General features: G+C 44.8%; 22 protein-coding genes and 1 tRNA gene. 10 read left to right on the top strand and 13 right to left on the bottom strand.

Annotated elements, in window-relative coordinates; all coding sequences use genetic code 11:
* Nucleotides 1–105: 105 nt before the first annotated feature.
* Nucleotides 106–193 (bottom strand) — tRNA-Ser (locus tag A3860_RS23040).
* Between the two features lie 617 nt (nucleotides 194–810).
* Here A3860_RS23040 and A3860_RS23030 point away from each other — a divergent pair.
* The 3 genes from A3860_RS23030 (at nucleotide 811) to A3860_RS23020 (ending at nucleotide 2,546) form a co-directional block, all read left to right on the top strand.
* The gene (locus A3860_RS23030; RefSeq protein ID WP_081150389.1) at nucleotides 811–1,053 is read left to right on the top strand and encodes a hypothetical protein; all 243 of its coding nucleotides are present in this window, start codon (nucleotides 811–813) and stop codon (nucleotides 1,051–1,053) included.
* 107 nt (nucleotides 1,054–1,160) lie between these two features.
* Nucleotides 1,161–1,634: a hypothetical protein gene (locus A3860_RS23025; protein WP_081150387.1), complete on the top strand. Its 474-nt coding sequence runs from the start codon at nucleotides 1,161–1,163 to the stop codon at nucleotides 1,632–1,634.
* 27 nt (nucleotides 1,635–1,661) lie between these two features.
* On the top strand, nucleotides 1,662–2,546 hold the full coding sequence (locus tag A3860_RS23020; protein ID WP_081150385.1) for a hypothetical protein: 885 nt from the start codon (nucleotides 1,662–1,664) through the stop codon (nucleotides 2,544–2,546).
* A gap of 40 nt (nucleotides 2,547–2,586) precedes the next feature.
* Here A3860_RS23020 and A3860_RS23015 read toward each other — a convergent pair whose 3' ends face one another.
* Nucleotides 2,587–2,919: a VOC family protein gene (locus A3860_RS23015; RefSeq protein WP_081150403.1), complete on the bottom strand. Its 333-nt coding sequence runs from the start codon at nucleotides 2,917–2,919 to the stop codon at nucleotides 2,587–2,589.
* Between the two features lie 129 nt (nucleotides 2,920–3,048).
* On the opposite strand from A3860_RS23015, the gene A3860_RS23010 reads away from it, so the two are divergent.
* The gene (locus A3860_RS23010; protein WP_081150383.1) at nucleotides 3,049–4,014 is read left to right on the top strand and encodes a GlxA family transcriptional regulator; all 966 of its coding nucleotides are present in this window, start codon (nucleotides 3,049–3,051) and stop codon (nucleotides 4,012–4,014) included.
* Nucleotides 4,015–4,044: 30 nt separating this feature from the next.
* Here the strand turns inward: A3860_RS23010 and A3860_RS23005 are convergent, their stop codons facing one another.
* Together A3860_RS23005 and A3860_RS23000 are read right to left on the bottom strand one after the other, a co-directional pair.
* Nucleotides 4,045–5,475: an alpha/beta fold hydrolase gene (locus A3860_RS23005; protein ID WP_081150381.1), complete on the bottom strand. Its 1,431-nt coding sequence runs from the start codon at nucleotides 5,473–5,475 to the stop codon at nucleotides 4,045–4,047.
* A gap of 62 nt (nucleotides 5,476–5,537) precedes the next feature.
* Complete coding sequence (locus tag A3860_RS23000; RefSeq protein WP_081150379.1) at nucleotides 5,538–6,359, bottom strand: helix-turn-helix domain-containing protein; 822 nt, start codon at nucleotides 6,357–6,359, stop codon at nucleotides 5,538–5,540.
* 444 nt (nucleotides 6,360–6,803) lie between these two features.
* Here A3860_RS23000 and A3860_RS22990 point away from each other — a divergent pair, with 444 nt between their 5' ends.
* Entirely contained in the window at nucleotides 6,804–8,588 is a 1,785-nt protein-coding gene (locus tag A3860_RS22990) for a hypothetical protein (RefSeq protein WP_081150375.1), read from the top strand.
* Between the two features lie 116 nt (nucleotides 8,589–8,704).
* Complete coding sequence (locus A3860_RS22985; RefSeq protein ID WP_081150373.1) at nucleotides 8,705–10,141, top strand: hypothetical protein; 1,437 nt, start codon at nucleotides 8,705–8,707, stop codon at nucleotides 10,139–10,141.
* Nucleotides 10,142–10,216: 75 nt separating this feature from the next.
* Here the strand turns inward: A3860_RS22985 and A3860_RS22980 are convergent, their stop codons facing one another.
* From A3860_RS22980 to A3860_RS22950, 7 genes are all read right to left on the bottom strand, one after another.
* Nucleotides 10,217–11,236 carry a hypothetical protein gene (locus A3860_RS22980; protein ID WP_081150372.1) on the bottom strand — a complete coding sequence of 340 codons (1,020 nt, stop codon included), beginning with the start codon at nucleotides 11,234–11,236 and terminating at the stop codon, nucleotides 10,217–10,219.
* Between the two features lie 461 nt (nucleotides 11,237–11,697).
* Nucleotides 11,698–12,741: a DNRLRE domain-containing protein gene (locus A3860_RS22975; protein WP_081150370.1), complete on the bottom strand. Its 1,044-nt coding sequence runs from the start codon at nucleotides 12,739–12,741 to the stop codon at nucleotides 11,698–11,700.
* A gap of 423 nt (nucleotides 12,742–13,164) precedes the next feature.
* Nucleotides 13,165–16,113: a glycosyl hydrolase 115 family protein gene (locus A3860_RS22970; protein WP_081150401.1), complete on the bottom strand. Its 2,949-nt coding sequence runs from the start codon at nucleotides 16,111–16,113 to the stop codon at nucleotides 13,165–13,167.
* A gap of 108 nt (nucleotides 16,114–16,221) precedes the next feature.
* Nucleotides 16,222–17,043, bottom strand: coding sequence for an aldo/keto reductase (locus A3860_RS22965; protein ID WP_081150368.1), 822 nt, complete (start codon nucleotides 17,041–17,043; stop codon nucleotides 16,222–16,224).
* 40 nt (nucleotides 17,044–17,083) lie between these two features.
* Nucleotides 17,084–18,268 (bottom strand): tetratricopeptide repeat protein, encoded by a 1,185-nt coding sequence (locus A3860_RS22960; protein WP_081150366.1) that lies wholly within the window; start codon nucleotides 18,266–18,268, stop codon nucleotides 17,084–17,086.
* Nucleotides 18,269–18,310: 42 nt separating this feature from the next.
* Nucleotides 18,311–19,261: a nitrilase family protein gene (locus A3860_RS22955; RefSeq protein WP_081150365.1), complete on the bottom strand. Its 951-nt coding sequence runs from the start codon at nucleotides 19,259–19,261 to the stop codon at nucleotides 18,311–18,313.
* Nucleotides 19,262–19,315: 54 nt separating this feature from the next.
* On the bottom strand, nucleotides 19,316–20,113 hold the full coding sequence (locus tag A3860_RS22950; protein WP_081150363.1) for a helix-turn-helix domain-containing protein: 798 nt from the start codon (nucleotides 20,111–20,113) through the stop codon (nucleotides 19,316–19,318).
* Between the two features lie 131 nt (nucleotides 20,114–20,244).
* Here A3860_RS22950 and A3860_RS22945 point away from each other — a divergent pair, with 131 nt between their 5' ends.
* Nucleotides 20,245–20,724, top strand: a complete 480-nt coding sequence (locus A3860_RS22945) for a GNAT family N-acetyltransferase (protein ID WP_081150361.1) — start codon at nucleotides 20,245–20,247, stop codon at nucleotides 20,722–20,724.
* A gap of 37 nt (nucleotides 20,725–20,761) precedes the next feature.
* On the opposite strand, the gene A3860_RS22940 is transcribed toward A3860_RS22945, so the two are convergent.
* Both A3860_RS22940 and A3860_RS22935 read right to left on the bottom strand, forming a co-directional pair.
* Complete coding sequence (locus A3860_RS22940; RefSeq protein ID WP_081150360.1) at nucleotides 20,762–21,040, bottom strand: hypothetical protein; 279 nt, start codon at nucleotides 21,038–21,040, stop codon at nucleotides 20,762–20,764.
* A 152-nt stretch (nucleotides 21,041–21,192) separates the two neighbouring features.
* Nucleotides 21,193–23,709 carry a T9SS type A sorting domain-containing protein gene (locus A3860_RS22935; RefSeq protein ID WP_081150359.1) on the bottom strand — a complete coding sequence of 839 codons (2,517 nt, stop codon included), beginning with the start codon at nucleotides 23,707–23,709 and terminating at the stop codon, nucleotides 21,193–21,195.
* Between the two features lie 223 nt (nucleotides 23,710–23,932).
* Here A3860_RS22935 and A3860_RS22930 point away from each other — a divergent pair, with 223 nt between their 5' ends.
* The 3 genes from A3860_RS22930 to A3860_RS22920 all read left to right on the top strand — a co-directional run bounded on the left by A3860_RS22930 (nucleotide 23,933) and on the right by A3860_RS22920 (nucleotide 26,292).
* A complete protein-coding gene (locus tag A3860_RS22930; RefSeq protein ID WP_081150357.1) occupies nucleotides 23,933–24,400 on the top strand; it encodes a carboxymuconolactone decarboxylase family protein in 468 nt (155 codons plus the stop codon).
* A gap of 203 nt (nucleotides 24,401–24,603) precedes the next feature.
* A complete protein-coding gene (locus A3860_RS22925; RefSeq protein WP_081150355.1) occupies nucleotides 24,604–24,942 on the top strand; it encodes a YciI family protein in 339 nt (112 codons plus the stop codon).
* A gap of 102 nt (nucleotides 24,943–25,044) precedes the next feature.
* Entirely contained in the window at nucleotides 25,045–26,292 is a 1,248-nt protein-coding gene (locus A3860_RS22920) for an RNA polymerase sigma factor (RefSeq protein ID WP_081150354.1), read from the top strand.
* The last annotated feature ends 18 nt before the right edge of the window (nucleotides 26,293–26,310 follow it).

Below are 26,310 nucleotides of genomic sequence, written 5' to 3'. Positions count from 1 at the left end.
ACCCATAAAGTGCAGTAAAAACAGGTATGCCTAAAAAGCAAAAAACCTGCAAATCATTGATTTTGCAGGTTTTATTACTTTAAGTTTATCTCAATTAACTGAGGCTGGCGGAGAGAGAGGGATTCGAACCCCCGGACCTGTGACAGTCAACGGTTTTCAAGACCGCCGCATTCGACCGCTCTGCCATCTCTCCGGGGCAAAAATAGGGGTAGCAATTAAACTGACAAAAAAATATGAAAAATTAAGTTGGAATATTTTTCCAGCGTAACCATTACTATTTCAATATTTTGAAGTAATATCCGCGCGGAAAAATCACCCGCCCGGTCAACTGAAAACCGATGGTTATAACGCTGGTTCAACAACTTCGAGGAGTGTTATACCCGGCCCCCACCAACCCGGCCGCTAATTCGCCTGGTATGGCCCTACATCATTCACAAACCGCATAAAACGTTAATTATCAATACCAAATACCTAAATTTGATGTCCTTGTAATTTAATTGGACGTCCTTTCAATTGAATTGAACAGCCTTGTAATTGAATTGAACGGTCCGTCAATTTAATTACATGCCCTTGTAATTGAATTACACGCTCTGCAAATTCAATTACAAGCCCGGCTAATTGAATTACACGGCCCGCCAATTTAATTGAAAGTCCCTTTAATTCAATTGCACGACCTTCCAATTGAAAAAAATGCCCATTCTTTTTAATCCAACAGCCAGTCAGTTTCCCCCCTGCCCCAACAAATCACAAAGAATTCCCATTAATTTGTAGTTCGAAACCAGGGAGCGCGTATAACCCATACGCACATAGATGACCGACACGAAGGCAATTAAACAACGATTCAAAAGTTCTATCAGAAGAGGTACCGGCGAAGCGCACTTAATAATGCAAAGCAACCCTTCCATCGACTTCTCAGCAGCCATCTTTAATGCGTCATTAAACCAGTATGCCGACGATCCACAGGCCGATGGCAGCCGGGCATTATATTTCTCTGCCGACATCCGCAAATTTGCCATAGAAATACTGGAACGAACCAATCGTCCCGACGATTAAATAGGCCATCCTAACATTCATCGAAATATGCCAGAATTCCCCGGATCGCCTATATAAAATGGCATAAATTCTAAGTATATTCGAAACACCAAAAACCATTTACTCTTATGAAACCCAAAACAACCCTTACCCTGCTCGTCATAGGCATAGGAATGATCGTATTGCCAGCTTATACATCCAGCCATATTAAGACAACTCCTTCAACTGACATCCGCGGCCTGGCAATCAAATACTATTCAGGCAAATTAAAGCTCCTTGGTAATGGACTCGAAACTGGTTCCAACACAACAATCACAATAAACCCTGCTACAAAGATCATCAACGTATCAGGTGAAACCGTTACCCAGGAGAAGGTAAACTTCAATATAACAATTGAAAGTATTGAATGTAATTTAAACGAAAAATGCACAGCCGGTGAGGCTATATACCACGGCTATATCGCTCAAAAAAAAGGCGCGCCAGCCAAACTAACACTAAAGGTAGAAGCCAGAAGCGGCAGCCTGGTAATTTCCAATTCAATACCCGGCAGTAATAATGAATACTTAGCCTACGTTTCGAAATGGGAAATTATAAAGGATTAAACTCACCGAATAATAGTTGAAAGGCCAATGCATAAACTTTTTCTGATCACTATAGTTGCCCTTTTATTTAGCTGCCAGAACGCAACTAAACCCCAGCCAGTAACTGTTATTGATTCATCCCAAAAAACACCGCCCAGGGATACCCTTTCCCCAAACGAGGTAATGACCGATGAAGAACAGGAACAGAAAAGAATGGCCTATGAAAAACAGGATAATACGTACCGGATCCGGGAATCAATTATCCTTGACCATGCGTTAACCTATGCAAACCGAAACAAAAACCTGCATTCATTTCAGCATGAATTCAGGATGACACCACAAGACAGTTCCGGCATAGTGACCACCCAAATGATATTCGGCCATTTATTCGCTCAAAATAAAAAACACTTATTGATCCGGCGGATCTCTTCCACCCAAACCTTTTGCAGCATCTACCTGCTTGAAAATGAAAATTTCAAAAAGGTATGCGAACAGGAGCAAATTGGTTCAACCCATGATGAAGACTCCATCAAAGATGTCAATGGCGACCAATACAAAGACTTCCTGGTGCATTGGTATCCTTATTCGGATTGTTGCCGCAGGCATATAGTCAACGTGTTTTTGTATAAACCCAATACCGGTAGTTTTTCAAGGAAATTTGAGTTTATAAACCCAACCTTTTTCCCTGAAGAAAAAATTGTTCGTGGTCTTGAATTTGGCAAACCAGGTAAAATAGGCCTTTACAAATACAAATGGAATGAGCTCACCGTAGATACATTGGAGTTCGTTTATCCCGACCTCAATAACCCCGGCAAATTCATAAAAACAAAAACGCAAACTAAAAACCCGACAGCCGATGATGGCACGGTATTAAACGGTCTGCCAGCAGAATATAAACGTATTGAAAGCATTGACTGGTTTCTCCACTACTGAATTGAAAGGAAGAGCCTAGCGCAGCTGCTTCCTTTTTTATTTACACCGTTTTTTGATGAAGACACAAGCCATTTCCATCCAGGTCTTTCAACCAGGCGAACCTGCCCCAGGGCGTATCATCAATTTTGCCCACCTCAATACCTTTTGCCTTTAGTTCATCAACTTCTTTTTCAATATCAGCAGTCTCGCAAATGATGCCATGAAAACCCGCCAGCGAAATGGTAGTCTCACTACCCGGAAGCCCCATCTGTATCCACATGCCTCCTTCGGGCATAGGCGCCTCAACAAGTAATTGAAAGCCCAGCTGCAGGTAAAATTCCTTTGCCTTTTGCCGGTCTGTCACCGGCAGCATAATGATCTCAACTGATTTCATTTTTTCTTTTTTTAAAATGAATAAAATAATACCCGAAATTACAAACCGGGAGCACCTTTGAGGCCCGGTAAAAGCGTCATTCTTACCTGATGATTGCGACACCCGGATTGTTTAAATTTGTGTACAGCCATGAAACACATTTCCATATTATCGCTTTACGATGCTACGCTAACCAGCATTGATAGCAGTCATCAGCTTTTTACCCGGGTGAACGATTTTATAAAGTACCAGGGCAAGCCACCCTTTTACCAGGTTGAGATCGTAGGACTTACAAAGAATATGAAACTGGGTGACGGGCATTACACCATAAGGGTTGATAAAACCATTGACCAGGTCAATAAAACAGATGTGATTGTTTTGCCTTTGCTATGTGGCGACTTTCCCAAAGCCATTGCAAAAAATAAAAAGTATGCCGACTGGCTGATCGGGCATTATCACAACAATGTTGAAATTGTGTGTTTATGTGTAGGTTCTTTTTTTCTGGCGTCAACCGGATTACTCAATAACAAACAATGTGCTGTTCACTGGGCCGCCAAAAATGAGTTCCAGGCCATGTTCCCTGCTATAAAGATCATCGACGATACCATCATTACCGATGAAAAAGGCATCTACACCTGTGGTGGCGGCTATTCGTACCTGAACCTTATTCTCTATATTCTTGAAAAACATTTGGGCAGGGAGATCTCCATCCTTGCTTCCAAAATGTTTGAAATTGATATTGAACGTAAAAGCCAGAATCCTTTTGCCATATTTATAGGACAGAAACGACACAACGATGAGCTTGTTTTGAAAGCGCAGGAATTCATAGAATCAAACCCTACGGCCACCTTTTCAGTACCCGAAGTCTGCGAACAGTTTTCAGTTGGACGAAGAACATTTGAACGGCGATTTAAAAAATGCACTAGCAACTCTATTGCGGAATATATGCAAAGAGTAAAAGTTGAATTTGCTAAAAAGCACCTGGAAACAGGACAAAAAACAGTGAACGAGATCATTTACGAAACGGGCTATAACGACATCGATGCCTTCAGAAAGGTATTTAAAAAGTTCACTGATCTGTCGCCGGTTGATTATCGTAAAAAATATAGCAATTAGTATCTTTCCCGAAAATCCAATCCCAACACTTCACTCCACTATCGCCCCATTCCCGGCAACCAGTTTCTTATAAGGGTCCTGCATAAACGTCTTTAAATAATCGACCCCGTTCACAAAAAATGAAGGCACATGCCCCTGGTCATGCACAATCAACACCTGGCTATTGGGCATATAACGCTTGATAAGTCTGTTGTAGAAAGGCGGGCACCAGGGGTCAATATCGCCCGCATTTATCAAGGCTGGGACCTTCGAATACACAGGGGTTTTGGCAATTACTGGTTCCGGCTTTACCCGCCAGCAATCGCAGATCGCATGGTCTACATCGTTAAACGCATATTTCGCCAGCCAGGGCAGAACGGCTTCCTGCTTTTTTATCAATTCCTGACGGGCGTACGCAATTTGTTCTGAACAATAAATTGAATACCGCATGCCGTGCGACAGTTTCCCGTTGTCTTTAAACACACCATCCAGGATCTCCTTTACATATACTTCATGGCGGCCATTAATTATTTCATTCATAACAAATGGCACAGTGCTTATTTGCCACCTGTTCATCCGGTTCAGGATGGCATCCAACAGCTCATTCTTTGTATAATTAACTGTCAGTTTTCGGGCACTGTCTTTTTCAGTATAGGAAATAGTAAAGGTTTTGCCGGTAATTGCTGTAAAATACTGGTGGAACCGTTCTCTCAGTGCACCGTATACGTTTTTATCAGTCGAATCTGCTTCGCAATCGGCAAACACCTGCTCAAGCGCTTCGTTGATATTGAACAACCCTTCTTCTTCATAATTTGTATACCCAGGCAGGGGCGAACTTAAAACGAGCGACCGTACGCCTTCGGGATGGTTCCTTGCAACGGTTAACATTAAACCGCCGCTATAGGAAATTCCGCGTAAACTCAATTGTTTAATTTGCAAAGCCTGGCGCAGGTCATTGATATCAGCCGCACTTTCGATAGTAGTATAGGCAGAAAGATCAATCCCCTTATCAACCAATCGCTTTCTGCATTGTTGAATGGCCAATAGTTTCAGACTGTCCTGCGGCAGGTTTTCTTTATAGGCTTTCTTCAGTGCTGCATTTACTTCCGGACAATCCAAACAGGGCATTGCTTTTTTTGAACCGCGCTGATCAAAGAGGATCACCCCGCCGAACAGGAAGAAATCTGATTTGGCAGTGATCTCGGTAAAATTTGCAATGGTGCTATAGCCCGGACCGCCGGTAGTAAACAACATTATGTTTGAATCGGCAAGGGATTGTCGAAGATATACAAACGGCAGCTTTATGGTTCTACCAGCCGGTTTCGCCCTGTTCTCCGGCACTATCAGGTAACCGCATTTCGAGATCAATGCCGAATCAACCTTTATCATACAGGGGCATGGTTCAATTGTTGGCACATACCCTTGTGAAAAAGCGCCATTGAAATATAAAAGCAGCCATATGCCAATAATCCCAATTCTCATACTTCCATTTTGAACAAAAATAAAAGCGCGGGATAAGGTCAGCAAGTAAAAATCGGACAATCTTACAACGCAGGGGAATGATAATGGGAAAGCTTTTGGCCGGTAAACTTCAATACATCTTTATAAAAATGGCTCCTGTCGTAATAGCCATGGTTAAACGGCGAAAAACCAGTGGGGTCAGCTACATAAGCCGTCAAAGCCGTTCTTGCCCGGGTAATGGCCAGATAATTTTTCGGACTGGTGCCTACCACTTTTGTAAAACAACGATACAATGTTTTTTCGGTGATGTACAATTTGCCGGCCAATTCACTGATCGCCGCTTCCTGGCCCGAACCGGCAAATGCGTTCACCGTATCTTTTATACATTGAAGGTAAAAGCCTTCACGTTTTGAATTCCTTTCCAGCTTATCGAGTAAAAAATTTTCGAACGATACCAGCCTGTCTTCAAACGAGCCCAGCCCCTTGAGCTTTTTAATAAAGGAAGCCGGAATTACCTGTTCAACCGGAATGATCTCGCTGCCAATGGTGGTTTGACTTATCCCAAAAATAGTTTCAAAGCCGCCGGGATTGAACTTGACTGTAAAAATATTATCGGTGGGCAAATTCCTTCGCTCCACAATTTCATTCCTCAGCAATAAAATATCAGTATGCTCATTTACGGTATGCCAGGTTGATCCGTTCTTTAACTGATAAGGAGAACCTAAATTCAACCAGATCGTTGGCGTGTAACTGGGAAACAATTTTACGGTAAACTCCGTTGGGCCAATATACTCATTCATTGCATCCAGGGAAGATTCTGAAAAAAATTCAATATGAGCGGCCAGCGCTTCGCCGGGTGCTTTGAACCGGTATAATTTCCTGATATTATCGAATATTTCAGTCATTCCTTTGCTTGTTTATATAGGGCCCCTGTGACAAATTAATGAAATCTTTTGTACCCCGTATACCGCTTATATAACAGCTCATTTGATCGCGGCTGCTTTTACATTTTGCCGCCATGCTCAGAAGCGTAAACTTTACATTAACGGAAAACGCCTCGCAGTTACCATTTAGCGGGAAACCAGCGGTGATCAAAAACCGTTTAATTACGGTTTTTTCTTATTTATTAATTATATACCTTCAAATTCAGGTTTATCGGTTACCTCATCTGGTTATGCTGTGATTTGCTTTCAATTTATTCAGTAGCCCAATGCTGGCACAGCATAAGATACAATGAAGAAAAGATAGGGGATACATTAATACATCTGCGCTGTTAGTAGCATTTACTGGTTCAACTCTGATAAGGATTCCCGTTGGCATCTTAATTTTTAATCAGTAAAAATTGTATTATGTTAACGCAAACTGCTTTTCAGTTTTTTACGCCCGCCATGATCAAAGATTTCCCGAACAATCCTGCCTTGCAGGAATTGCTCGCAGAACAATGGACCATCAATTTAAACGGGTTCACCCAACAGGCCATGGCCGGCAATCCCTGGAATACGGCCAACACGCCCCCGCCACCCAATTATTATAACCCCGTGAACACCATGCCGCCTTCAACGATTGACAAGGCCATTACCTGGCTTCCCTTTCCCGGCCGGCTGCGCACTTATTTTGGAAATAATCAACACCTTACAGAAACCAATTTGCTGGAACTGGCCGATACAGGCTATTACACCGATGGGGCAGGCAAACAACAAACCTTCCCGGTTATTCCCCAGTATCCCTGCTCCGTTTTTGATAGCCAATACTTCAGTTCGGGCAGTTGCGGTTGCGTAGGCAGTCCTAAAGCAACCATTCCTTATGGTCCTTATGGCCCCCGGGGCTGGCAGGATGAGTATTGCGAATGGTCGGTAGAACGCGACACCAATAACAATATTACCAGAATAGAATTCACCTGCGAGAATCCCGAATACTGGAACACGTTGTGGATGATTGACCCCGAAACCGTATTGGCACTTTACCAGAACACGCTGGGCAAGCCACAGATAAAACTGGCTGATCTTTATTTATTGGATCAGAACGGCAAACCGGTCATTGACCCCGGCACCGGCCGCGCGGCCTATAACCCGCTTAATAAATGGAACAGCGGCACTGTCTCTAACAGCACCAGCGGTGGCGCCATGCACCTCACCAGCACTCCGAATACGTTGCAAACCGAGATCGGGCTGGCAGCGGCTGCTACCGTATTACGTAATTATCCGGGAGGCGCACAAATTCCCGCCAGTGATATTCAAAGTTTGATCTGCAGTGCGCAATATGGTCAGTTTGGCCGCAACAGCGATCCCAATATTGGCGCCGGAGTAAACGGCGTGGCCGCGTTGGGGACCTCCGCTACCCTGTACAATCCGCCAGGCCTGTATCTGCAATTGCCACCAACCGGTTTGAATTCCGTATTTAAAATGCAAGGCGTAAGCGATGTAACACCTTACTTTACCATCAGCCGGGGCGGCAAACAAGTAACCATTTCAACCGGCATTACTTATAGTTTGAACCTCCACCTCACCGTGCAGGCGCCAAAGGGTATGCCACCACTCAGCCAACTGCAATGTTATGATCCCGACACACAACAGTATACTTCCCTGCAATGGGCCGGACAAATTTCAAAAAACCTGCAAATGCTGATCCTGGCAGAGGCATTTAAATCAAATTCACAAACACCCTATGCCTGTAACACGCCGCTGACTACTGCGTATGCCCAACCGCTGCAGCTTTTCCATGAAGGCATTTATACAGCCATGGTGAATCAAAATATTCCCAACCCCGTTGGCTTTACCATGTCGCTGTTAAGCAACAGCACTTATATTGCCCCACTTGTAAAACCCAACACCCAATACAATATGGTGCTTACCTACGCACCATCCACCTCACCATCAGACATTGACCCTAAAAACCCAACTACCTGGCCAACTGTAACATTTGCAGATTCAGCCATCAAAGCCACTATCAAAGCAGTGAACAACAACCTTACTTATGCAGTTCCAGGCAACAGTTATCCTTCACCGGCCGTTGCCTTGATGCTCTCCCTTAGCGTAGGCGCTGCATCAACCGGTTTGCAGGGATTGTATGTCACCGATGTAAAACAAACAGGCAAAGGCGCCATTATGCCCGCCCTGTTAAACGTGATTAATTAAACATTCCTGCATTAAAACCAGCACTAATCACCGGCAAACAAGCTTTGGCTGAATAGCGGGTTGTTGCATTTGACAGTAAGGTATTTGGCCAAAGCTTGTTGCTACAATACCACATCATGAAAGAGGCTTATAAAAGAAATCGTATATTCATATATGCGGCATTGATCGCTTTTTCCCTGTACCTGGCTTCCTTTGTACTATACCCGCAAAAACTCCCGAATGCTGTTATAAAATATTGCGTCATCGGTTTTGACACCATTCCTTTTACCACCAAAGTGCCGCCAGATGTAGGTGGCCGGTATATCAACAACGTTTCGAACCAGCAGGACATCAATTGCTTTGCCTGGTGGGAATTCATTGCTTTGAACTGGAGTTTGCCCGAAGGCGATTTTTTTGGAAAGCCTTTTGATACCCTGTATCCGGTGCAATGGGAAACCTATATTACAAAAGAAGCATTATTCCCACCCAAAGGCGCGCCGCCCGTTTCCTGGAATTCGCTGGCGGCGGTTAAAAAAAATATCACACTGGCTGGAAAGCGGGTATCCACCACAGCGAAGATACTTACCGTTAGCAGCAAATTCACCCCCGAAGCCCTAAGCCGTTTTGACTCCACCGTTATTGATTCAGGTGGTTCGCAACAGGTGTTTCCGTTCAATGGGCCCAACTGGCTGGGCGCGCAGAACAATACCAATGTATGGTATGAAGTGCGCCTGAATAAAGACCTGTACAATTATGTAGTGGCCAATCAATTTTATAACGCCAATAACCAGGTGACCTATGTAAGCAAGGGGACGCGCATGAGCCTGCCCTATGGGGTTCCCAACACCGATACTATTGGCGCTATTGAATGCAAGGCTGCCTGGATGGAAGTGAACGATATCAAAAACCCGAAATGGAAGCGGTATAAATTATCAAAGGCGGTTGTGCAGGACCTGAACACCGGTTTATACCGCAATACGGTACTGGCGTTGGTAGGCTTGCACATTCTGCATAAAACGCAAAGCCAGCAAAGCTGGGTATGGGCTACGTTTGAGCAAATAGACAACGTACCGGCGAACCCCGGCAATGTTTGCGATACCTGCGGTTATAATTTTTACAATCCGCATTGTACGAATTGTTCACCCAACCAACCACCATCCTATTATATAACACCGGGTGGCCGGGGCCCCTCGCCTATTCAGGTAACCCGGGTAAATGCACTGGACCAATCGGCCACCAGCGTAAATTCCACGGTGCAAAAATTCATTGGGCAAAATTACCCCGGTTCCGTTTGGCAATATTATCAACTGGTAAATGTGATATGGTCGCAGAATTATGGCAAAACATCGCAGGACAGCCTGCGGGTGCCGCTGAACACCACCATCCTGAACCAGCCTGGCACTAACGTGGCAAACACCACGCTGGAAACGTATATTCAGGGCAGCGCCTGTTTCAGCTGTCACAAGATGGCGACGGTAGCCAGCTCAACCACATTTGCGAGCGACTTCAGCTTTGCGATGGGTTCGGCCAGTGCGCCGGCGACAAAGAGAAGTTTAAGTAAAATGAGTAAATAAATGAAAAACCAAAAGCAAGCCTCCCGGAAGGCCGGGAGGCTTTTGCTTTTTTTCTGATAGCAGAAGTAAACACTATTACCAAAGTGCACCCGTATTGATCCACTGACCACTTGCATTAGTAGAGCCCTCAAAGTAAGAGGTGATAGTTCCGGTCATGTCAACATCCCAAACATTATTACCATTTGTAAATCCACCCACAATATCAGCAATCACCAATGTATATTCAAGATTCTCGCGAAGATTAGACCTTGTATCATTGATAGTGAAAGTAGGACCTTGCAAATAGCTACTCAAACGGCTCTTACCCGGAAGCGTGGCAGATCCACTTACCGCTACGGTTTCAGTTCTTGGTTCGCTGGCGTTCGGGTTCCAGTCGCAGCAGCCCCTCCATTCCATTTTCAAACGCAGCATTATATAGGCATGATGCAGATCTATACCAGGTAAACTGGGATCGGTATAGGGATCGAACCTGCCATATATTTCATGAACGTATTTCCGGTTGCTGCCTACAAGGCCATTACCATTAGCATCTAACGGAAAAAATTCGTGCTGATTCCGTGCATCGAGGCCGGTGACAGTGATGTAAGGCCGTGCGTTATTCGGCGTTGAAGTACCAAAAGCCATTTTTTTAATACCCACCGGGTTTTGTTTAACCAGGTCAAGGTTTGCTTCTTCACTGGCCGGAATAAAATACTTGTCCCCATCATGATACCAGATGATCTCATCCCCAATTTTTACTTCCCCTTTTTCGTTCAACGTGGCTAGAAAACCTTCAGGGAAGCCAAACTGATCAAGATCTTTCAGCGTGGAAGACAGACCTGGGTCGCTGTCCTTTTTTTTGTACCCTGCATTCAGCGCAGTGTAAAGGGAATGGAAGCCCGCATCATCAGCTGTTCCGGGTTTCACCGTCTCAATGAACTTGTAATACTCCTTGTGTGATGTGAAAGCCAAACGGCCGTTTTCGATAGTAACGCCGTTGACACCCTTTGATTTGGATGTACTGGCAGTTACGGCATCTGCACCTTTTTTACAGGCATTAAAAGTAAGGAGCAGACCTGCCAACAGTAACGATGTTACAATAGGTGTTCTTTTCATACGTCTTTATTTTGTGTTAAAGGATAAGCATAGGCATTACCGCATTGACCATAGCGGTCGTACACTACAGACAACAGGTTGCATTACCTGAAATTTCAATAATTTAAAAGGGGAATAATTTACTTAGGCCGTCTGAAACGGTCAATCAATTTTAATGCATTTACCAGGGCTGTCTGATCCACTGGTTTCGCTATGCTAATCTTTAAAGACCATTAAAAAGAAGGATTGTATTCAACAGTTCGGGGTAGCTATTCTGTATACATTTATGAATTCGTTTATCCATTATAGTATACGTTAGTATCTTAACAGGCTGCAAGTTAAAAGCAATATGTCAAACTTTCACCGGACAAAGAAAAATATATTTTGACCCTATATGACCACTGCCGGTGTTTACCGCTTCTTAAAATAAAAATGCTGCCTTCATTTGAAGGCAGCATACAGGTGGTTTTTATTAAAACCAGTTATTGTGAAATCAGGAAAGGACTGGAAGTTCTATTATTACCCTGTTTAATTACCAGCACGGCCATCTTGTTCTTTAACAAGGGCGCATCGAGGAGGATGATTTTGTTATGTTTACCTTTAACACCATCTACTTCAACAGATTTCAGCAAAGCTCCGTCGTACGAAACGATCTCCAGAACAGCTTTACCATCCTGCGGCAAATCGTAATCTACCGAGATCTGACTGGAAGACAGGTTTGTTTTTACAACAGCTTTCAGCCCGTTATCTGATTTACCGCTTACATCTAACCTGGGAGATTCTTCTGTTGGTGGGTGTTTTGGTGATTCCCGATGATCGTCTGATTCCCGTGCAGCAGCGGACGCAGAACAATAGTTCAAACCAATGCGCAATTTCGGATGCCGGGTAGCATCTGTATTTTCGCTACTGGTAAATAACATAGAGCGATAATACACTTCGGTTTGCAGGCGTACGCACAAGCCATAACGTTGCACAGGCGGCAGGTTAATAATATCCTGTAACAAGGTGGTAATATTCAAATCAATAACATGGTAGTTCCACTGTACACCATTTGAGCCGGGTAAGGTAACCTGGTTGGTGGTGGTTGTTGTAGGCTGGTTATTCCAGGTTACTGTTGCCTCATCCCATGCAGAAGTTACCCGTTGCACATAGCAGGCATTGCTGCCATAGCTGCCTAAATCATTGGCCCCCGATGTTGGCACGCCATAGAGCGAAAGATAGGCATAGTTAACGGTTGTACCCTGGGGAATAGATTGCAGATCGGTAAAATCGATAAATGTTCTCAGGAAGCCGGTTGTTCCGCCTATTCCATTGAATGTCCAGGCCATTGCCAATAACTGGCTCGATGAACCGTAGTTGTTTGATGCATAGGCAGGCAATCCGTTGACCATTTCTACATAGGCATCTTTACCCCGGCAGCCATCCGGCTGAAAAGTCATTTCCGTTTGTGTTACCTGGCTAAAACCCGCTGCAGGCAATAGCATAGCCATGAAACAGGCCAATAAACTTTGTCTCTTTTTTTTCATACAATTAAAGGTTTGTTTTGATTTTAAAAAATAGGTCTACTGTTATCATCCATCCGCTAACAGCGGCTGCTTGACTTAACTATTTTTTCAACGTATGCGCATGTGTTTCCGGCAGCATTCAATTGCTGCAAACACAGGTTTTTCAGGGAAAATGAATTGATTTTATAAAAAATAACAGCTTACACCAAAAGCTTACATGCTATAAAAAAGGAATGTATTTGTATTTAACAGCGGAGAGAATTGCCTTTATCTGGTATATATTTTTTTAATAGTTCGTTTATACATGTCAGTAGCCGTTAGATACCAACAGGGCGCAATATAAAACAATAAATCAAATTTCCATGAACGCCACCCCAAAAAACATTGGCACAATTCCCAGCCGGAAATTGTGCCAATATTATACCGCGCGGTATGGATATTTTCCTAATGTGATGGTACGCCCTGCATTGGCGCTGGTTTCGTTTCGGGGATAGTACTATACGATTTCATCAATCCACCCAGGTCAATGCTGATCTCATCCAAAATCACACCCGGGTCTATGCAATAGACTTTCAATGTATGCCGGCCATTTTGGAGATAGGGCAATTGAATGGTACGTTCTGCCCGGTTGCTTAACACATTATTTTTCCATTCTTCACTGCGGCCAATTGTTTTGAAATCTACTACGGTCAATGGGCCATCGTCGATAGATACTGCATAACGCATACTGCAGCTGTTATTGAGCGGATGGGTAGGCAACGTAAATACGTGCACTTCCGGTTTTGTGGCAGTGAACGTGTTAAAATCATATTCAACACAGGAGTGGTCCCTTTTTAAGACTTCAGGATCGGTTACCAAAGATTCGCTTTTTATACTTATTGGTAACGCCTGCAAAGTTTTTCCTGTATAGCCCAGATCTGAAATATACGCCCAGTTGCAGGATCCTTTCTTATTCTGCTTCCTGGTGTAATCCGCAGCGAATAGGGAAACATAGCCGTTGTTTTCAATATATTCATTAGTATTACCTGCCACCGGTTTCAGCAATTGACGGCCAGGCACTTCCACTTTAACTTCTTTACTACCGGCTTTGAAAATAATGTTACCTGATAATTTTTCTCCTACCGGCGCTTTATCCCAGTCAATAGTAACCCAAATACGAACCTGGCTCTTTCCCGGGTTCGCACTCAGGGAGCCATTACTATAGGAGAGGCGTATCCAATTTTGAGATGGGGTAGCCCTCCACGTAACCGGCTTTTTATCATTCAAAAAAACATCAATAAAATAGCGTTGTTGATTTAAATTATCAAATGCAGGTAATGCCATGGCATTGGTGACTCCCGGCAACGACGAGTCCTTCGTAACAAATCCTTCCGGCGCAATACTCCAGCCGGCAGAACCATCGATCGTGATCTCAGGGATCACCGGTTCCCGGTAAACAGGAAGATTGCGGGGCTTCATCGACATAATATTTTTCCATTTGCCGCCGGCCAGCCCGTTATTATAATAGTCTGTTTCTTTTACAATGCTGTCGTACATTGCTTTTGACCGTTCTGCATATTCCCTTGCGCTTAACCTGTTTTGCTTTGCATAAAAAATGGCTTTATCGCGGTACAGGAATTTTTTGTTCATCCACGAAGCGCACATGACCGGGTAATATACCAGTTGATAATATGCAGCTGCCTGCTCCCCTGTTATTTTCAGGCGTAAGGCTTTTACTTTCATTTCTAACTCCTCGTATTGCTCAATGCGCCGCTGTGCTTCATCACCATAATAAAAGTGATTGTACCGGGTAGTGGTTGTTTGGGTAGTGGGTTCAGTACGGCTCCAGCCCATAAACTCGGGTCTTCGCTCAAATGCCAGTTGATAGTATTGCCACAAAACATCTCCTATACCTTGAGCCTGGTCTTTCCCGGATAAGGCAGTCAACCAGTGGTCCAGGTAGGGTTTTACTGAACTGTCTTCCCGGAAACGGGTTGGATCATACGCCATATCCAGAAAAAGCCCGATATTATATTCCAGGGGCTTAATATCACCCACATTCAATATCCAAATTTTATCGGCGCCTGTTTTAAATGCTTTGATCATTTCTTCACGCATAAGTCCGGGATGGGTACTGTTCAACCACAGGTAATCATGCGGGCGGCCCCAATAAGAAGCATGATAGTATACCCCTGACCCGCCGGAACGGGCTTTTTCAGCCTCATTATTCAGACGTTGGATATATCCATAATTATCATCGGGCCATACGAGGGTTATATCATCCGGGATCTTTAATCCGTTATCGTAGATATCCAGTACTTCTTTGTAAGCAGTAAACGCCTGCGGAATGGAATCAGCCTTTTTTCCCCGGTATTTTTCCAGCAAACCCCGCTGATCCTTTATGATCTGTTCCAGCAACGGAACGGCTTCTTTGGCGTTTTTGACGCCTTCCATTCCGCTATCATGCACGCCGCGCATCCCCATGGAATAAATAGCATCGATACCGGTTGACTCCTTCACCCGGCTTTCCCAATACTGAGATACCTTTTCTTTATTGGTGATGTAGTTAAAGGGGCCCATCGTTTTTTCGTCCCACTCCCCCACATTATTCCGCAACATAGGTTCTGCATGCGATGAACCAATGACAATGCCATAGGCTTCCGCAACCTTTACATTTTCAGGATAACTAAAAAACGCTTTGGTGCTGGGGTGCATGGCCGGCCAAATGAGATTGGCCTTTAACCGTAGTAGTAATTCAAACACTTTTGCATAGGTCTTCGGACCAATATCACCGGTTTCGGGCTCAAAGGTCTTCGCTGCCCAGGGTTGCAGTCCCCAATCTTCATCATTGATAAAAATGCCGCGGTATTTAACACCAGGTGGCTCAGCAATGAATTCAGGTTGCTGAATGATTAATTCCTTTTGTTGTTTTACCGGCACATCGGCCCACCAGTACCAGGGCGATACGCCCAGTTTTTCTGACAAAGAAAAAACACCATATGCTGTTCCCCGCATATCGCTGCCGGCAACGACCAACGCCTTTGCTATTTTATTATCCGGCTTATCGATCGCTTTCATTCCATAGCATTCCCATTTCCCTTTCAGCGAATTAACCATTGAGGAACTGTTGCCGGTAAATTGTTGAATAAATGCAGAAGCAATATTTCCAATGATGATCACATTTCCAGCCGCCTGGGCTTTATCAGTTATCACTGGCGGCAGAGAACCAGTTGCCAATTTAATATCATTGGCAAGCAGGTGTGCCGCTACAGAATCCAGCTTCGAACCTTGCGGGCTGTACAATATTTGCAAGCCCTTTTCTTTATCGGTAAAGGAAAAATCCTGCGCACTGCCTGCACTGGCAAATAACAACAACAAAAACAAAAAAAGCGAGGAACGGTCAGCGATATTCATAATGGCAACCCAGCGTTTAATTGTAGGCGGAAATATACAGCCTTTAATTATATCAGGCATCCTGTACTACAGGCGCACCCAACATTTTCCGGCTCCTGACTATGCATTTTACAACGATCTTACATACGCCACCATTCTGGCCCGGCTATTTTCATCGGGCAACGGGCCTTCGCCTGCTTTCATATTCTCCTTTACATGCTGCACATTGGAAGAAGCGGGAATAACACAGGTCACTTCGGGCCGGGCAATGAGGTATTTTAACAGGAACGTACCCCAGCTTTCGATCTCCAGCTCCTGCGCCCAGGGTGGCAGGGGCCTTCTTTTCAGTTGCGCAAGCAACCGCCCCGTATCAAATGGCCGGTTGATCAGCGTAGCCACGCCCAATTCAGCAGCCACAGCAAGCAACCGGTTCTCTGCATTGCGTTCCAGAATGGAATAATTGAACTGAACAAAATCGACCGGTTCGGCCCGCATGATCTTTTCCAACTCTCCGTGGCTGGAATCGGTATAGTGCGTGATGCCAATGTACCGGATCTTTCCGGCATCTTTCCATTTACGTAATACTGGCAGATGGGTGCGCCAGTCGGTGAGGTTATGAATTTGCATACAGTCTATAACGGGACGTTGCATCCCGGCAAAGGATTGCTCCATTTGTTGTATTCCCTGCTGCAGGCCTGTGGTCCACACTTTGGTAGCGTAGAATAGTTCATTGGCGTAATCCAGCTTACTGGTTAAAGCACCCACTATCCTTTCTGCATTTCCATACATCGGTGAGCTATCGATCAATCGGCCACCACCGGTATAAAATGCATTCAACACCGCCCCCAATTTTTCGCCGGCTGTTTTTTCACTAACATCAAAAGTTTGCCAGGTACCCATGCCTATCACCGGGATCAATTCACCGGAAGAAGGAATTACTCGTTTGATCATGTGTTGCTATAACAATGAGATTTATTAGATCATTTCAATATCAACGGATATTTTTCATTAACTCCAGCACTTCATTCCCATATTTCTTTGTGTAACCATACCTGAGAGCAAGCTGGAAATTTTTTAAAGCCTCGTCCCTATTATTTTGCTCAAGCAGGATGATTCCTTTATACTTATATACATAAGAATTCCCTTTATCAAGTTCTAATGCCTTTTCAATAAGCCTGAGCCCTTCCTCCATATTACCCAATTTATATTTGACAAAGCCAAGATTATCCCAGGGATAAGCAAAAGATGGGTCTGCCTCGATAGCCTTTTCATAAAAAGGAATAGCCGCTGCAAATTTCCCCTGCCGGTAAAGACTGAATCCCTTGTTGTTTAATGCGGTTGGACTTGCCGGATTGTCAGCCAGTATTTCATCAAGCATGCTGGCCGACTGATCATACTGCCCCAACTCATCATAAATATAGGCCAATGTGATCCTGAATTCATTGGGGTTGGGATGATCGTTTATAAACGTCTTTGCAAAAGTAAGTGCAGGATGGAAATCACGGGTATTAACACTGGAATATAATTGCAAATATCTAAGATCCAGATTGCCTAGGTCCAGGCTTAATGCAGCTTCGCAAACTGACAAACAATCTTCATATTGCTCGTACATAAATAATAAATAGGCCTGACGATATAACTTACGGACTTTCTCTTTCCTGGATTTACCAGTAATAAAGAATTTTCTCCATGCCGGATATGGCCCTTTAGGCAATACGGCTATAAAAGGTAATGATCTTTCAACGCGTTTCCTGTAGTATTGTTCCGCTACATCTTCAAACATTATTCCCTTCCGGCTAAAAGCTTCATTAACTTCACTAATTATGCATAAAAGGGCTAGCAAAATGTGAATACTGCAAACCGACACTTCGCCATTTGTGCTCTTTATGGCATTGGCATGACGAATTATGTATTCAGCTAAAACTGTTAATGGCACCTGATCATCCATTGTCAGGTTGCTGTCGGCTTTATAATGCTGTTGCAGCCAGGCTTTCCATTTTTCACTATTGAAATCCTGACAAAAAGCCCGTGCTTCGCTGTCAGTACTTAATATTGCGACAAACAGATGGGCAAAATCTATCAATCCATGGCGGTACTGAACGGCCAGATTTCTGGCTTTCTCCATCACCAATGTAATATCTTCTGAATGAAATCCCGGTACTAATTGTTCTTCCATCCTCACAAGATATGACTTGAACCAGGATTATGCAACGCATATCTACTCCGCCCCCACCCAGGCCACCTTTTGTACGGCAGTATGCGGAGCAGCTATTATGCTTCCATATAATTCGGGCCGCCGCGCATTTTTATACCGGTGGCCGCCCGACTGCTGCAACTTCTCCGGCACAAGTGTAGCAATGGCAAGGTCATTTCCTAACTTGCGGCATTCAGCGATCACATCGCCAAACGGATCGATGATCATGGAGCAGCCATTTTTGAGCTGGTCATCGTCCATACCAATAGGGTTTGAAAACACTACATACACGCCATTATCGTAAGCACGTGCCGGCAACCATTTCATTAACCAGCTGCGGCCTTTTAACCCGTCAAACTCTGCCCGCAATGAAGTAGGATCTTCCTCCTTTGCTTTCCATAGGGCAGGATCAACAAACCCGGCACCCGGCCGGGGCGATGGGGTACACATGGTAACATGCGGCATAAAAATAATATCGGCTCCCAACAAAGCAGTGGCCCTTACATTTTCAATGATGTTATTATCATAACAGATCAAAATCCCGCACTTCCAACCCAACAGATCGAAGACAACATATGCATCACCGGGCGTCAAATGCGGATTAATGAAAGGATGTAATTTGCGGTATTTAGCCAGTAGTCCGGTTTTATCAACACATACATATGCTTTGTGCAAGACGCCTTCTGCTGTTTTTTCAAACAAACCGGCTAAAATTACGATATCAATTTCTGTTGCGATCCTGATCAATTCCTGTACACTCTCTCCTTCAGGGATCGGTTCTGCAACAGCCGTCAACTGTGCTTTATCCAGATGCCGGGCAAACGTATAACCCGTTATGGAACATTCATGAAACGCAATCACCTGGGCGCCCTGCATTTTTGCCTGTGCTGCCAGGTTGCGGATAACACCCAGGTTATACGACTTATCATTACTGCGATGCTCAAACTGAGCGGTGGCGATTTGTATGTTTTGCATAATAAGCAAAATTAAATACAGCCTGTAGCGGCAGATTGTAAAAAACCGACAATTTTATAAGGCGAGGAAATTCAGGGCAAGCGGGTTGGCCTGGGCATGATATTGCTGCGGTGTGATGCCTGTATATTTTTTAAACTCATTGATAAAATGCGCCTGATCATAGTAACCGCTCTCATACGCAATACCAGTGAAGCTGTGTGGTGATTGCATGCGCTGCATTCTTTTTGCACTGAAGCCAAGCCGCACGATATCGGCAAAACGCTTGGGCGTAATACCAATTTGCAAATTGAATTTTCTTTCGAGTGTGCGTTCACTGATGGTTAAGGCTTGCGTGAGTGCTTCTACTGATACGGCCCCTTCCTGCATCATAATATGTTGTACTGCCTGCATGACCTGCTCATCGGACCTGCATTTTTGATCAACCAGCTGCAAGAGATAATTATCAAGTAAACAAATTCGTTGCGGCAGGTCTTTTGCTTTTGCCAATGCATTGGAAATATCACTGATACGGGCGCCCAGGATCTCAGTGGCGGGAAAGAAACAATTATACCATTCGCTACCCGGCACGCCCCATAAGGGATAGGCGCCATAAGGTTGCAATACCACTACGATCCAATTGATACTACCGGTGAGCGAAAGATCATGATACGTTTTTACCTGTCCATACAACCAACAGGTATGTTGAGCGGGCTTATTACCTGCTGCGCACATTAGTGCATTGTCAAGATTAAATACAAGCCCGGTATTACCATCTGCAAACAACCGGTGCATTCCATTAACCGGGTGCAGCCCATCCAGGATCAGGTAATGCCTGACAAAGCGCTTTAAAGCTGGATGTGGTTGCAGTTGCATGAAGGGAGGAAGATTTATAGGCAATTTACCAAAATGCTTTTAAATGGGTTATCAGCCGCCAATCTGATCCACCCCAACCCCACCCATCTGCTCCTGTTTCAAGTCAGGTGATACTATTAATTTTGCCTGGTATGATCAACGGAAATAACCTCACTTTCACAAAGGCAGCCACCGCAACCGATTTCCAAAACGGCAAACAGCTTTTCCTGCGATATATTCAATCGCTCGATTTTGAACTGAATTTCCAGGATGTAGACCGGGAGCTGAATGAAATAGCTGTCGAATACAACCACCCAACCGGCGCGCTGTTGCTGGCCTATGATGGCGACAAAGCCATTGGTTGTGCAGGCATCCGTAGAATAGATGACCACATTGCTGAATTGAAAAGAATGTTCGTTGACCCCGGTTACAGGGGCCTGCAACTGGGCCATAAACTTTTACAATTGGCGCTCGATGAAGCCCGGCAATTAGGCTATCGTTCCATCCGCCTCGATACGGTTCCGCAAATGCGTTCCGCCATTAGGCTGTATCAATCGGCCGGCTTTTACGAAATTGAGCCCTACCGGTTCAACCCCATTGCCGGCGCTATCTTTATGGAAAAAGAACTGTGACAGTCTCTATTTTGAACAAGAAGTTGTCTGCATCGAGCTAACCGATGTCATTTGCCAGCTTAAATTGCTCAGGGTTGGGAATGATATATTCTGCACCGTTATACCGGGTTCCACGACTGGCTATAAAAAGCAGTTGTTGCTGATCGGGCGCCTGGTACAGGCCTAACGTATTTTGAGTTTGTTCACTCCCTTTGATGGTTTCATGTATCGTAATGTCTTTGTGAAACAATGCCGGTGGCTCATTGGTTTTGCCCGATTTTTTGCAGGCGGTCAGGGCGGCAAAACCTATCATGAATGCATAGCCAATTTTTTTCATAGGAAGGGTCATTTGCACACAAATATTGGGAAAAATTTGAAGTGCCAGGATACCTTTAACAATAAAAAAACGTGAAAACAATTTCAATACCCATAAACAACAAAGCCCCTGGCAGTAACCGGGGGCTTTATTATTTATGGAAGAATTATTTTTTATTTGATAAGCACAGGTTGCGACCAGCTTTCCTTATTGTCCGAAACGCGGATCATATAAACCCCGGCGCTCCAGTTTGATGGAATATCGATTGATTCATTATACAAAGAAGCGGTCATCCGTTTGCCATATACCCGTTGGCCCATGCTATTGAATATCTCGATGAGCGAACTATTGTTGTTGGCTTTCACGATCTGCAGGGTCGTACTCCGCATTACCGGGTTGGGATACACAAGCACTTTCACTTTGTCACCGGCCGGCCGGTTGGTGATCACCAGCTTGCTGTATTTATAAGAACCATCGCGGTCAACAACCTTCAGGCGGTAATAGAAACGGTTCACGTTTTGTGCATTCAGCAACGGATCGGTAAGCTGATAGTAGTTGTACAACGAATTGGCGAGCCCCTTTGCCGGCACGTTGCCAATTTCTGTAAAACTGCGGCCATCGATGCTTCTTTCAACTATAAAATGATCGGTATTCACTTCCGTTTCCGTTTGCCAGTTCAATTCGCTTTTGCCATTGTTATAAAAACCATCAAACTGCGTCAGCAATGATGGCAATACCATTGATGAAAAGAATGCTGAGAAATCGGCCGTAGTGGCGTTATTGGGTACCGAACAGCCGTTTGTACTGGCTGCTGTTGAGTTAAGCGTTATTACCCGCATACGCAGGAAGGCATCCATTACCGGAATGGAAGTAGGCGTAGTAAATGTAAACGTCTCTTCGTAGGTAAGGGAGGGCGAGGTATAAACCGCTTCATTGGCATCCAGAAAATCACCGTCGTCATTATAATCAATGAACAGCTGCACCTTGTTTGGCCAGCCATTAGGTACATAGCCCATGTTTACGACGGCCGTATAAGTGGTACTTGGCTGTAAAGCAGTGACATTGCTACAGGTATTATTATAATAAAGGTTGCCTGCCGTTGGGTTATTGGCATACTTCACATCCTGCAGCATAAAGGCCTGCAATATGCCGAAATCACTTCCACTTCCTGCAAACGTTGAACGGCAACCGCTGGTAGCATGTGTACTATTTCCTACATAAATAAATTTGGTGATAGCATTGGAGCCGGTTGCATTGGTAGCGGTAAGGGTTACCTGTTTGTAACCGGTAGAAGAAAAACTTACTGTTTGCGAAGCACTGGTTGAAGTGGAAGGCGTACCATCCTGGAACGTCCAGCTAACGCCGGTCACCTGGCCTTCGCTGTAACTGGTAAAAGTAATACTGCCGCTGGTTGTACAGGTACCCGCACTGGTTGTATTGAAGCGGGCAATTGGAGTAATGGCGCTACAGGCGCTCAAACAACTGTTGTTGGCAGAAATATAGGTATCCATGTCGGTTAAACTGGTAGCGCTGAAACTGGTGGGCGCCGTAGCGCCGATCGATGGCTGCATAATAAAACCAGAACCCGCATCGTGATTGGCATTGAAGTTATGACCGGTCTCATGCGCAGCCAGGGCGCCTAATTTGTCGGCTGACAATGAAAGCAGGTCTTCCAGAATTTGATAGCCAAAAGTAGTACATACCGTTCCTACATACGCCAGTCCAATTACGCCGGTATTTCCGAGATTATCAGTAATGTCCCTGGTTGTCCATACCACGCCTATATCATAACTAAAACCAAAATTCCCGGCCTGTCCCCAACTGGTAAAGTTTGGCAACAAAACGGTAGCATCATTGCCGGTATACGCAGGCGAGAACGGATCGTTTACATCTGCACCTGATATATACTGGCCATTGATCTTGAACTCCAGGTATTGTGTACCAATTTGGGCATTGCTATACAAACCCACCATGGTATTCGCAACGGCAATATTGTGTTCCTGCACCCGGGCGGTGGTAGTGTAGCGGTCGATCATGGTATGGTCCGATGCAATGGCCAGTTCCGTCATTCTGCAGGTGCCGGTAGCTGAACCTTCCACGCGGGCAGTGCTGTTATTGGTTATGCGCCGGCTAATCGCTTCTGTTACCCCGCATGAGATCTTGCTGTTGGGGATCACATCACTGGTTTCATATACAACATAGATATCATCAGCAGCCTTGTTGTCGAAATATCGCAGCGGTTCTATAAACCAGCTTTGGCTGGTGCCGGTAAGCATACCGTATATAAGATCGCTGGTAATAGTAAGGTATACGCTGCTGTTGGGCTGATTGGTCAAAAGACCCGCATAGGTCATACAGGCCGGTTTGGGGAATTCCTGGCGGCCTTGCGGAGTACTGGCAATCAATTTATAATCATTGCTGAGAATGTCGTGTTCATGCATAGAGACCGGGAAAGAAGTATAACCAGGTAAATCAAGCGTTACCTGGATATCTCCATTGGCAGCCGCCTTTTTTACATATTGGGCCACATCGCCTGTATTGATCTTATACAGCGCATACTTAGTAAAGATGTGCGATAAAGAAAGGGCTGAATTTTGGGAAACGGGTTGGGCTGATATCCTCTCCTGGGCTAACAGGCTGGCAGGCAAAAGCAGGGTCACTAATGCTACCAAAGAGTAGAACTTAGTCATTTTCAGGGGTTTAATCAATTTTTTCCTACAGAATACTGGACTACGGGCTTTTCTGGCCACTTATATACGTTAAAAACACATTTTTTATTATATGATGGGGATACTTATCCTGATTTTCACCCCAAAAAAATATTTCAGGATTTTTTCCGGGACCTGTCCAATCGGGATCGTCCCGGTCATTATTGATGTATAAACACATTAATAACTGATAAAATCAAACCAAATGAAACAGTCAATAAACGTTTTTGAAAAAGGACAACGCGCATTGAAAGCTTTAAACACCCTGGGTGCTTACCTGTCGAAATCATGTGTGGAACAACCGCTCTTACATTTGATCTACTACAGGGTTTCACAACTCAATGGCTGCGCATTTTGCCTTGATATGCATTCGAAAGACCTGCTGGCCACCGGAGATAACCAACAACGTCTGTTGGTGCTGAACGCATACAAAGAAGCGCCTTTTTACACCGAACGCGAACGCGCTGCTTTAGCCTTTGCAGATGCATTGACAAAATTGAACGGCGAACCTGTTGATGAAGCTACACATGAAGCAGCATGCAGCCAGTTCTCTGAAGAAGAACTGATCGATCTTACATTTGCAATTATCGCTATCAACAGCTATAACCGCGTAAACCTCGCTTTCCCTAATCCGGCTGCGGTGGGAAGCTATCAACCGGGTCAATATGCTTAAGGTGAATGGTCAAGGGTGAATGGTGAATAGCTCGCGAATTTTGAGATTAATATTCGATCTTGCGCCGCTTGAAATTCATTGACCATTGACCATTGACCATTGACCATTGACTATTGACAATTGACTATTGACAATTCACCATTCACCATTCACGATTATAATTCCTAACTTTCCCGCCCCTGGCGGATTCAAAAACAACATGTATGAAAGAATTCTTATTAATATTCAGACAGCCCAGCTACGACTTCAGCAATGTATCGCCCACCGAAATGCAGGCGCTCACTAAAAAATGGCAGGACTGGGTTGGCGGACTGGTGGAACAAGGAAAATTAGTTTCCACTGGTATACGCCTGGCCACCGAAGGCAAAGTATTGAGAAAAGGAGGGGTTATTACAGATGGGCCCTTTGTAGAAATAAGGGAACGCCTCGGTAGTTTTGCAACGGTTAAAGCTGAAAACCTGGAAGAAGCGGTTACGCTGGCCCATGGCTGTCCGGCTCTGGATGCAGACGGCAGCGTTGAAGTTCGCCCAATATTTCAATAACTATTTAGAAGGTGGGTCATTCGTCAGCTGGCGGAAGGCTCACCTTTTAATTTGCAAGGTGAGCCGTGCCGATAACTACCGGGACGACCCTACTTTTCAACTATGGAAAAAGAATACGAATCATTAAAACAGTTATTCCAGCAGGAGTTTGCCAAAATGGTGGCGGTCATCAGTAAGCAATTCGGTCTGGAACATATTGAACTGGCCGAAGATATTGTAAGTGAAACGTTCCTCACCGCTACAGAAAGCTGGGGCATCAAAGGCATTCCGCCCAATCCTGCTGCCTGGTTATATGCCGTTGCCAAACAAAAGACGCTGTACCATTTCAGACGGCACAAGATCTATGCACAGAAAGTGGTACCCGAAATAAAAGCACAGCAACCCACTGACGAGGAACCTGAGCTCATCAACTTCTCTCAACAAAATATTAAGGACAGCCAGCTGCAAATGCTGTTCGCCATTTGCAACCCGGCCATTGCCAGCGAAGCGCAGATCGGCCTGGCGTTGCGCATCCTTTGCGGTTTTGGTATCGATGAGATCGCTGAAGCATTTTTAACCAATAAGGAAACCATCAATAAACGCCTGTTCAGGGCAAAGGAAAAATTACGGAACGAACAGGTACAGCTGATCCCCATTGACAACAACCTGCCCAAACAGGAACTGGAGAACCGGCTCGACACTGTGCTGCACATCATTTACCTGCTTTTCAATGAAGGGTATTATTCACAAACCGACAATGCCATCCTGCGCAAAGATCTTTGTGTGGAAGCCATGCGCCTCGGTGTTATGCTGGTTGAATACGACCCTACCAACCGCCCCAAAACAAACGCGCTGCTGGCCCTGATGAGCTTCCATGCGTCCCGCTTTAATGCCCGTAAGGACAATAACGACACCCTGATATTATACGAACACCAAAACACCGCCCTGTGGGATGCCGCGCTCATAAACCAGGGTATCCAATTCCTGAACAACAGCGCCAACGGCAACGAAGTAAGCTCCTATCACCTGGAAGCCGGCATCGCATACTGGCATTGCATAAAAGAAGATACGCCCGAAAAATGGGAAGCCATTCTGCACCTGTACGATCAGTTGCAGTTGATCAATTATTCGCCTGTAGTGGCGCTGAACAGGCTATTTGCCTTATACAAGGTGAAAGGAAGGGAAACCGCTTTACAGGAAGCGCTTTTATTGCAACCCGGCGACAGCCATTTTTACTTTGTGCTGATGGCCGAATTGTACAGCCACCTCGATAATCAACAGGCCCTGGCCTATTACAAAAAAGCATATGCCCTTGCCAAAACGCAGGCAGAAAAACAGGGTATTCAACAGAAAATAGATAGTATTACATAAATACACCTACCTACCACA

It is taken from the genome of Niastella vici (assembly GCF_002077945.1).
In the GTDB taxonomy this organism is placed as follows: Bacteria; Bacteroidota; Bacteroidia; order Chitinophagales; family Chitinophagaceae; genus Niastella; species Niastella vici.
This window is presented reverse-complemented; position numbering and strand designations above follow the sequence as displayed.

Excerpts from the sequence above, each read along its gene's own strand:
- A3860_RS22960 (WP_081150366.1), bottom strand. The coding sequence starts at position 18,268 with ATGGAAGAACAATTAGTACCGGGATTTCATTCAGAAGATATTACATTG.
- A3860_RS22965 (WP_081150368.1), bottom strand. The coding sequence starts at position 17,043 with ATGATCAAACGAGTAATTCCTTCTTCCGGTGAATTGATCCCGGTGATA.
- A3860_RS22920 (WP_081150354.1), top strand. The coding sequence starts at position 25,045 with ATGGAAAAAGAATACGAATCATTAAAACAGTTATTCCAGCAGGAGTTT.
- A3860_RS23010 (WP_081150383.1), top strand. The coding sequence starts at position 3,049 with ATGAAACACATTTCCATATTATCGCTTTACGATGCTACGCTAACCAGC.
- A3860_RS22990 (WP_081150375.1), top strand. The coding sequence starts at position 6,804 with ATGTTAACGCAAACTGCTTTTCAGTTTTTTACGCCCGCCATGATCAAA.
- A3860_RS23005 (WP_081150381.1), bottom strand. The coding sequence starts at position 5,475 with ATGAGAATTGGGATTATTGGCATATGGCTGCTTTTATATTTCAATGGC.
- A3860_RS22955 (WP_081150365.1), bottom strand. The coding sequence starts at position 19,261 with ATGCAAAACATACAAATCGCCACCGCTCAGTTTGAGCATCGCAGTAAT.
- A3860_RS23025 (WP_081150387.1), top strand. The coding sequence starts at position 1,161 with ATGAAACCCAAAACAACCCTTACCCTGCTCGTCATAGGCATAGGAATG.
- A3860_RS22970 (WP_081150401.1), bottom strand. The coding sequence starts at position 16,113 with ATGAATATCGCTGACCGTTCCTCGCTTTTTTTGTTTTTGTTGTTGTTA.
- A3860_RS22930 (WP_081150357.1), top strand. The coding sequence starts at position 23,933 with ATGAAACAGTCAATAAACGTTTTTGAAAAAGGACAACGCGCATTGAAA.
- A3860_RS23030 (WP_081150389.1), top strand. The coding sequence starts at position 811 with ATGACCGACACGAAGGCAATTAAACAACGATTCAAAAGTTCTATCAGA.
- A3860_RS23000 (WP_081150379.1), bottom strand. The coding sequence starts at position 6,359 with ATGACTGAAATATTCGATAATATCAGGAAATTATACCGGTTCAAAGCA.
- A3860_RS22975 (WP_081150370.1), bottom strand. The coding sequence starts at position 12,741 with ATGAAAAAAAAGAGACAAAGTTTATTGGCCTGTTTCATGGCTATGCTA.
- A3860_RS22985 (WP_081150373.1), top strand. The coding sequence starts at position 8,705 with ATGAAAGAGGCTTATAAAAGAAATCGTATATTCATATATGCGGCATTG.
- A3860_RS22950 (WP_081150363.1), bottom strand. The coding sequence starts at position 20,113 with ATGCAACTGCAACCACATCCAGCTTTAAAGCGCTTTGTCAGGCATTAC.
- A3860_RS22925 (WP_081150355.1), top strand. The coding sequence starts at position 24,604 with ATGAAAGAATTCTTATTAATATTCAGACAGCCCAGCTACGACTTCAGC.
- A3860_RS22935 (WP_081150359.1), bottom strand. The coding sequence starts at position 23,709 with ATGACTAAGTTCTACTCTTTGGTAGCATTAGTGACCCTGCTTTTGCCT.
- A3860_RS23020 (WP_081150385.1), top strand. The coding sequence starts at position 1,662 with ATGCATAAACTTTTTCTGATCACTATAGTTGCCCTTTTATTTAGCTGC.
- A3860_RS22940 (WP_081150360.1), bottom strand. The coding sequence starts at position 21,040 with ATGAAAAAAATTGGCTATGCATTCATGATAGGTTTTGCCGCCCTGACC.
- A3860_RS23015 (WP_081150403.1), bottom strand. The coding sequence starts at position 2,919 with ATGAAATCAGTTGAGATCATTATGCTGCCGGTGACAGACCGGCAAAAG.
- A3860_RS22945 (WP_081150361.1), top strand. The coding sequence starts at position 20,245 with ATGATCAACGGAAATAACCTCACTTTCACAAAGGCAGCCACCGCAACC.
- A3860_RS22980 (WP_081150372.1), bottom strand. The coding sequence starts at position 11,236 with ATGAAAAGAACACCTATTGTAACATCGTTACTGTTGGCAGGTCTGCTC.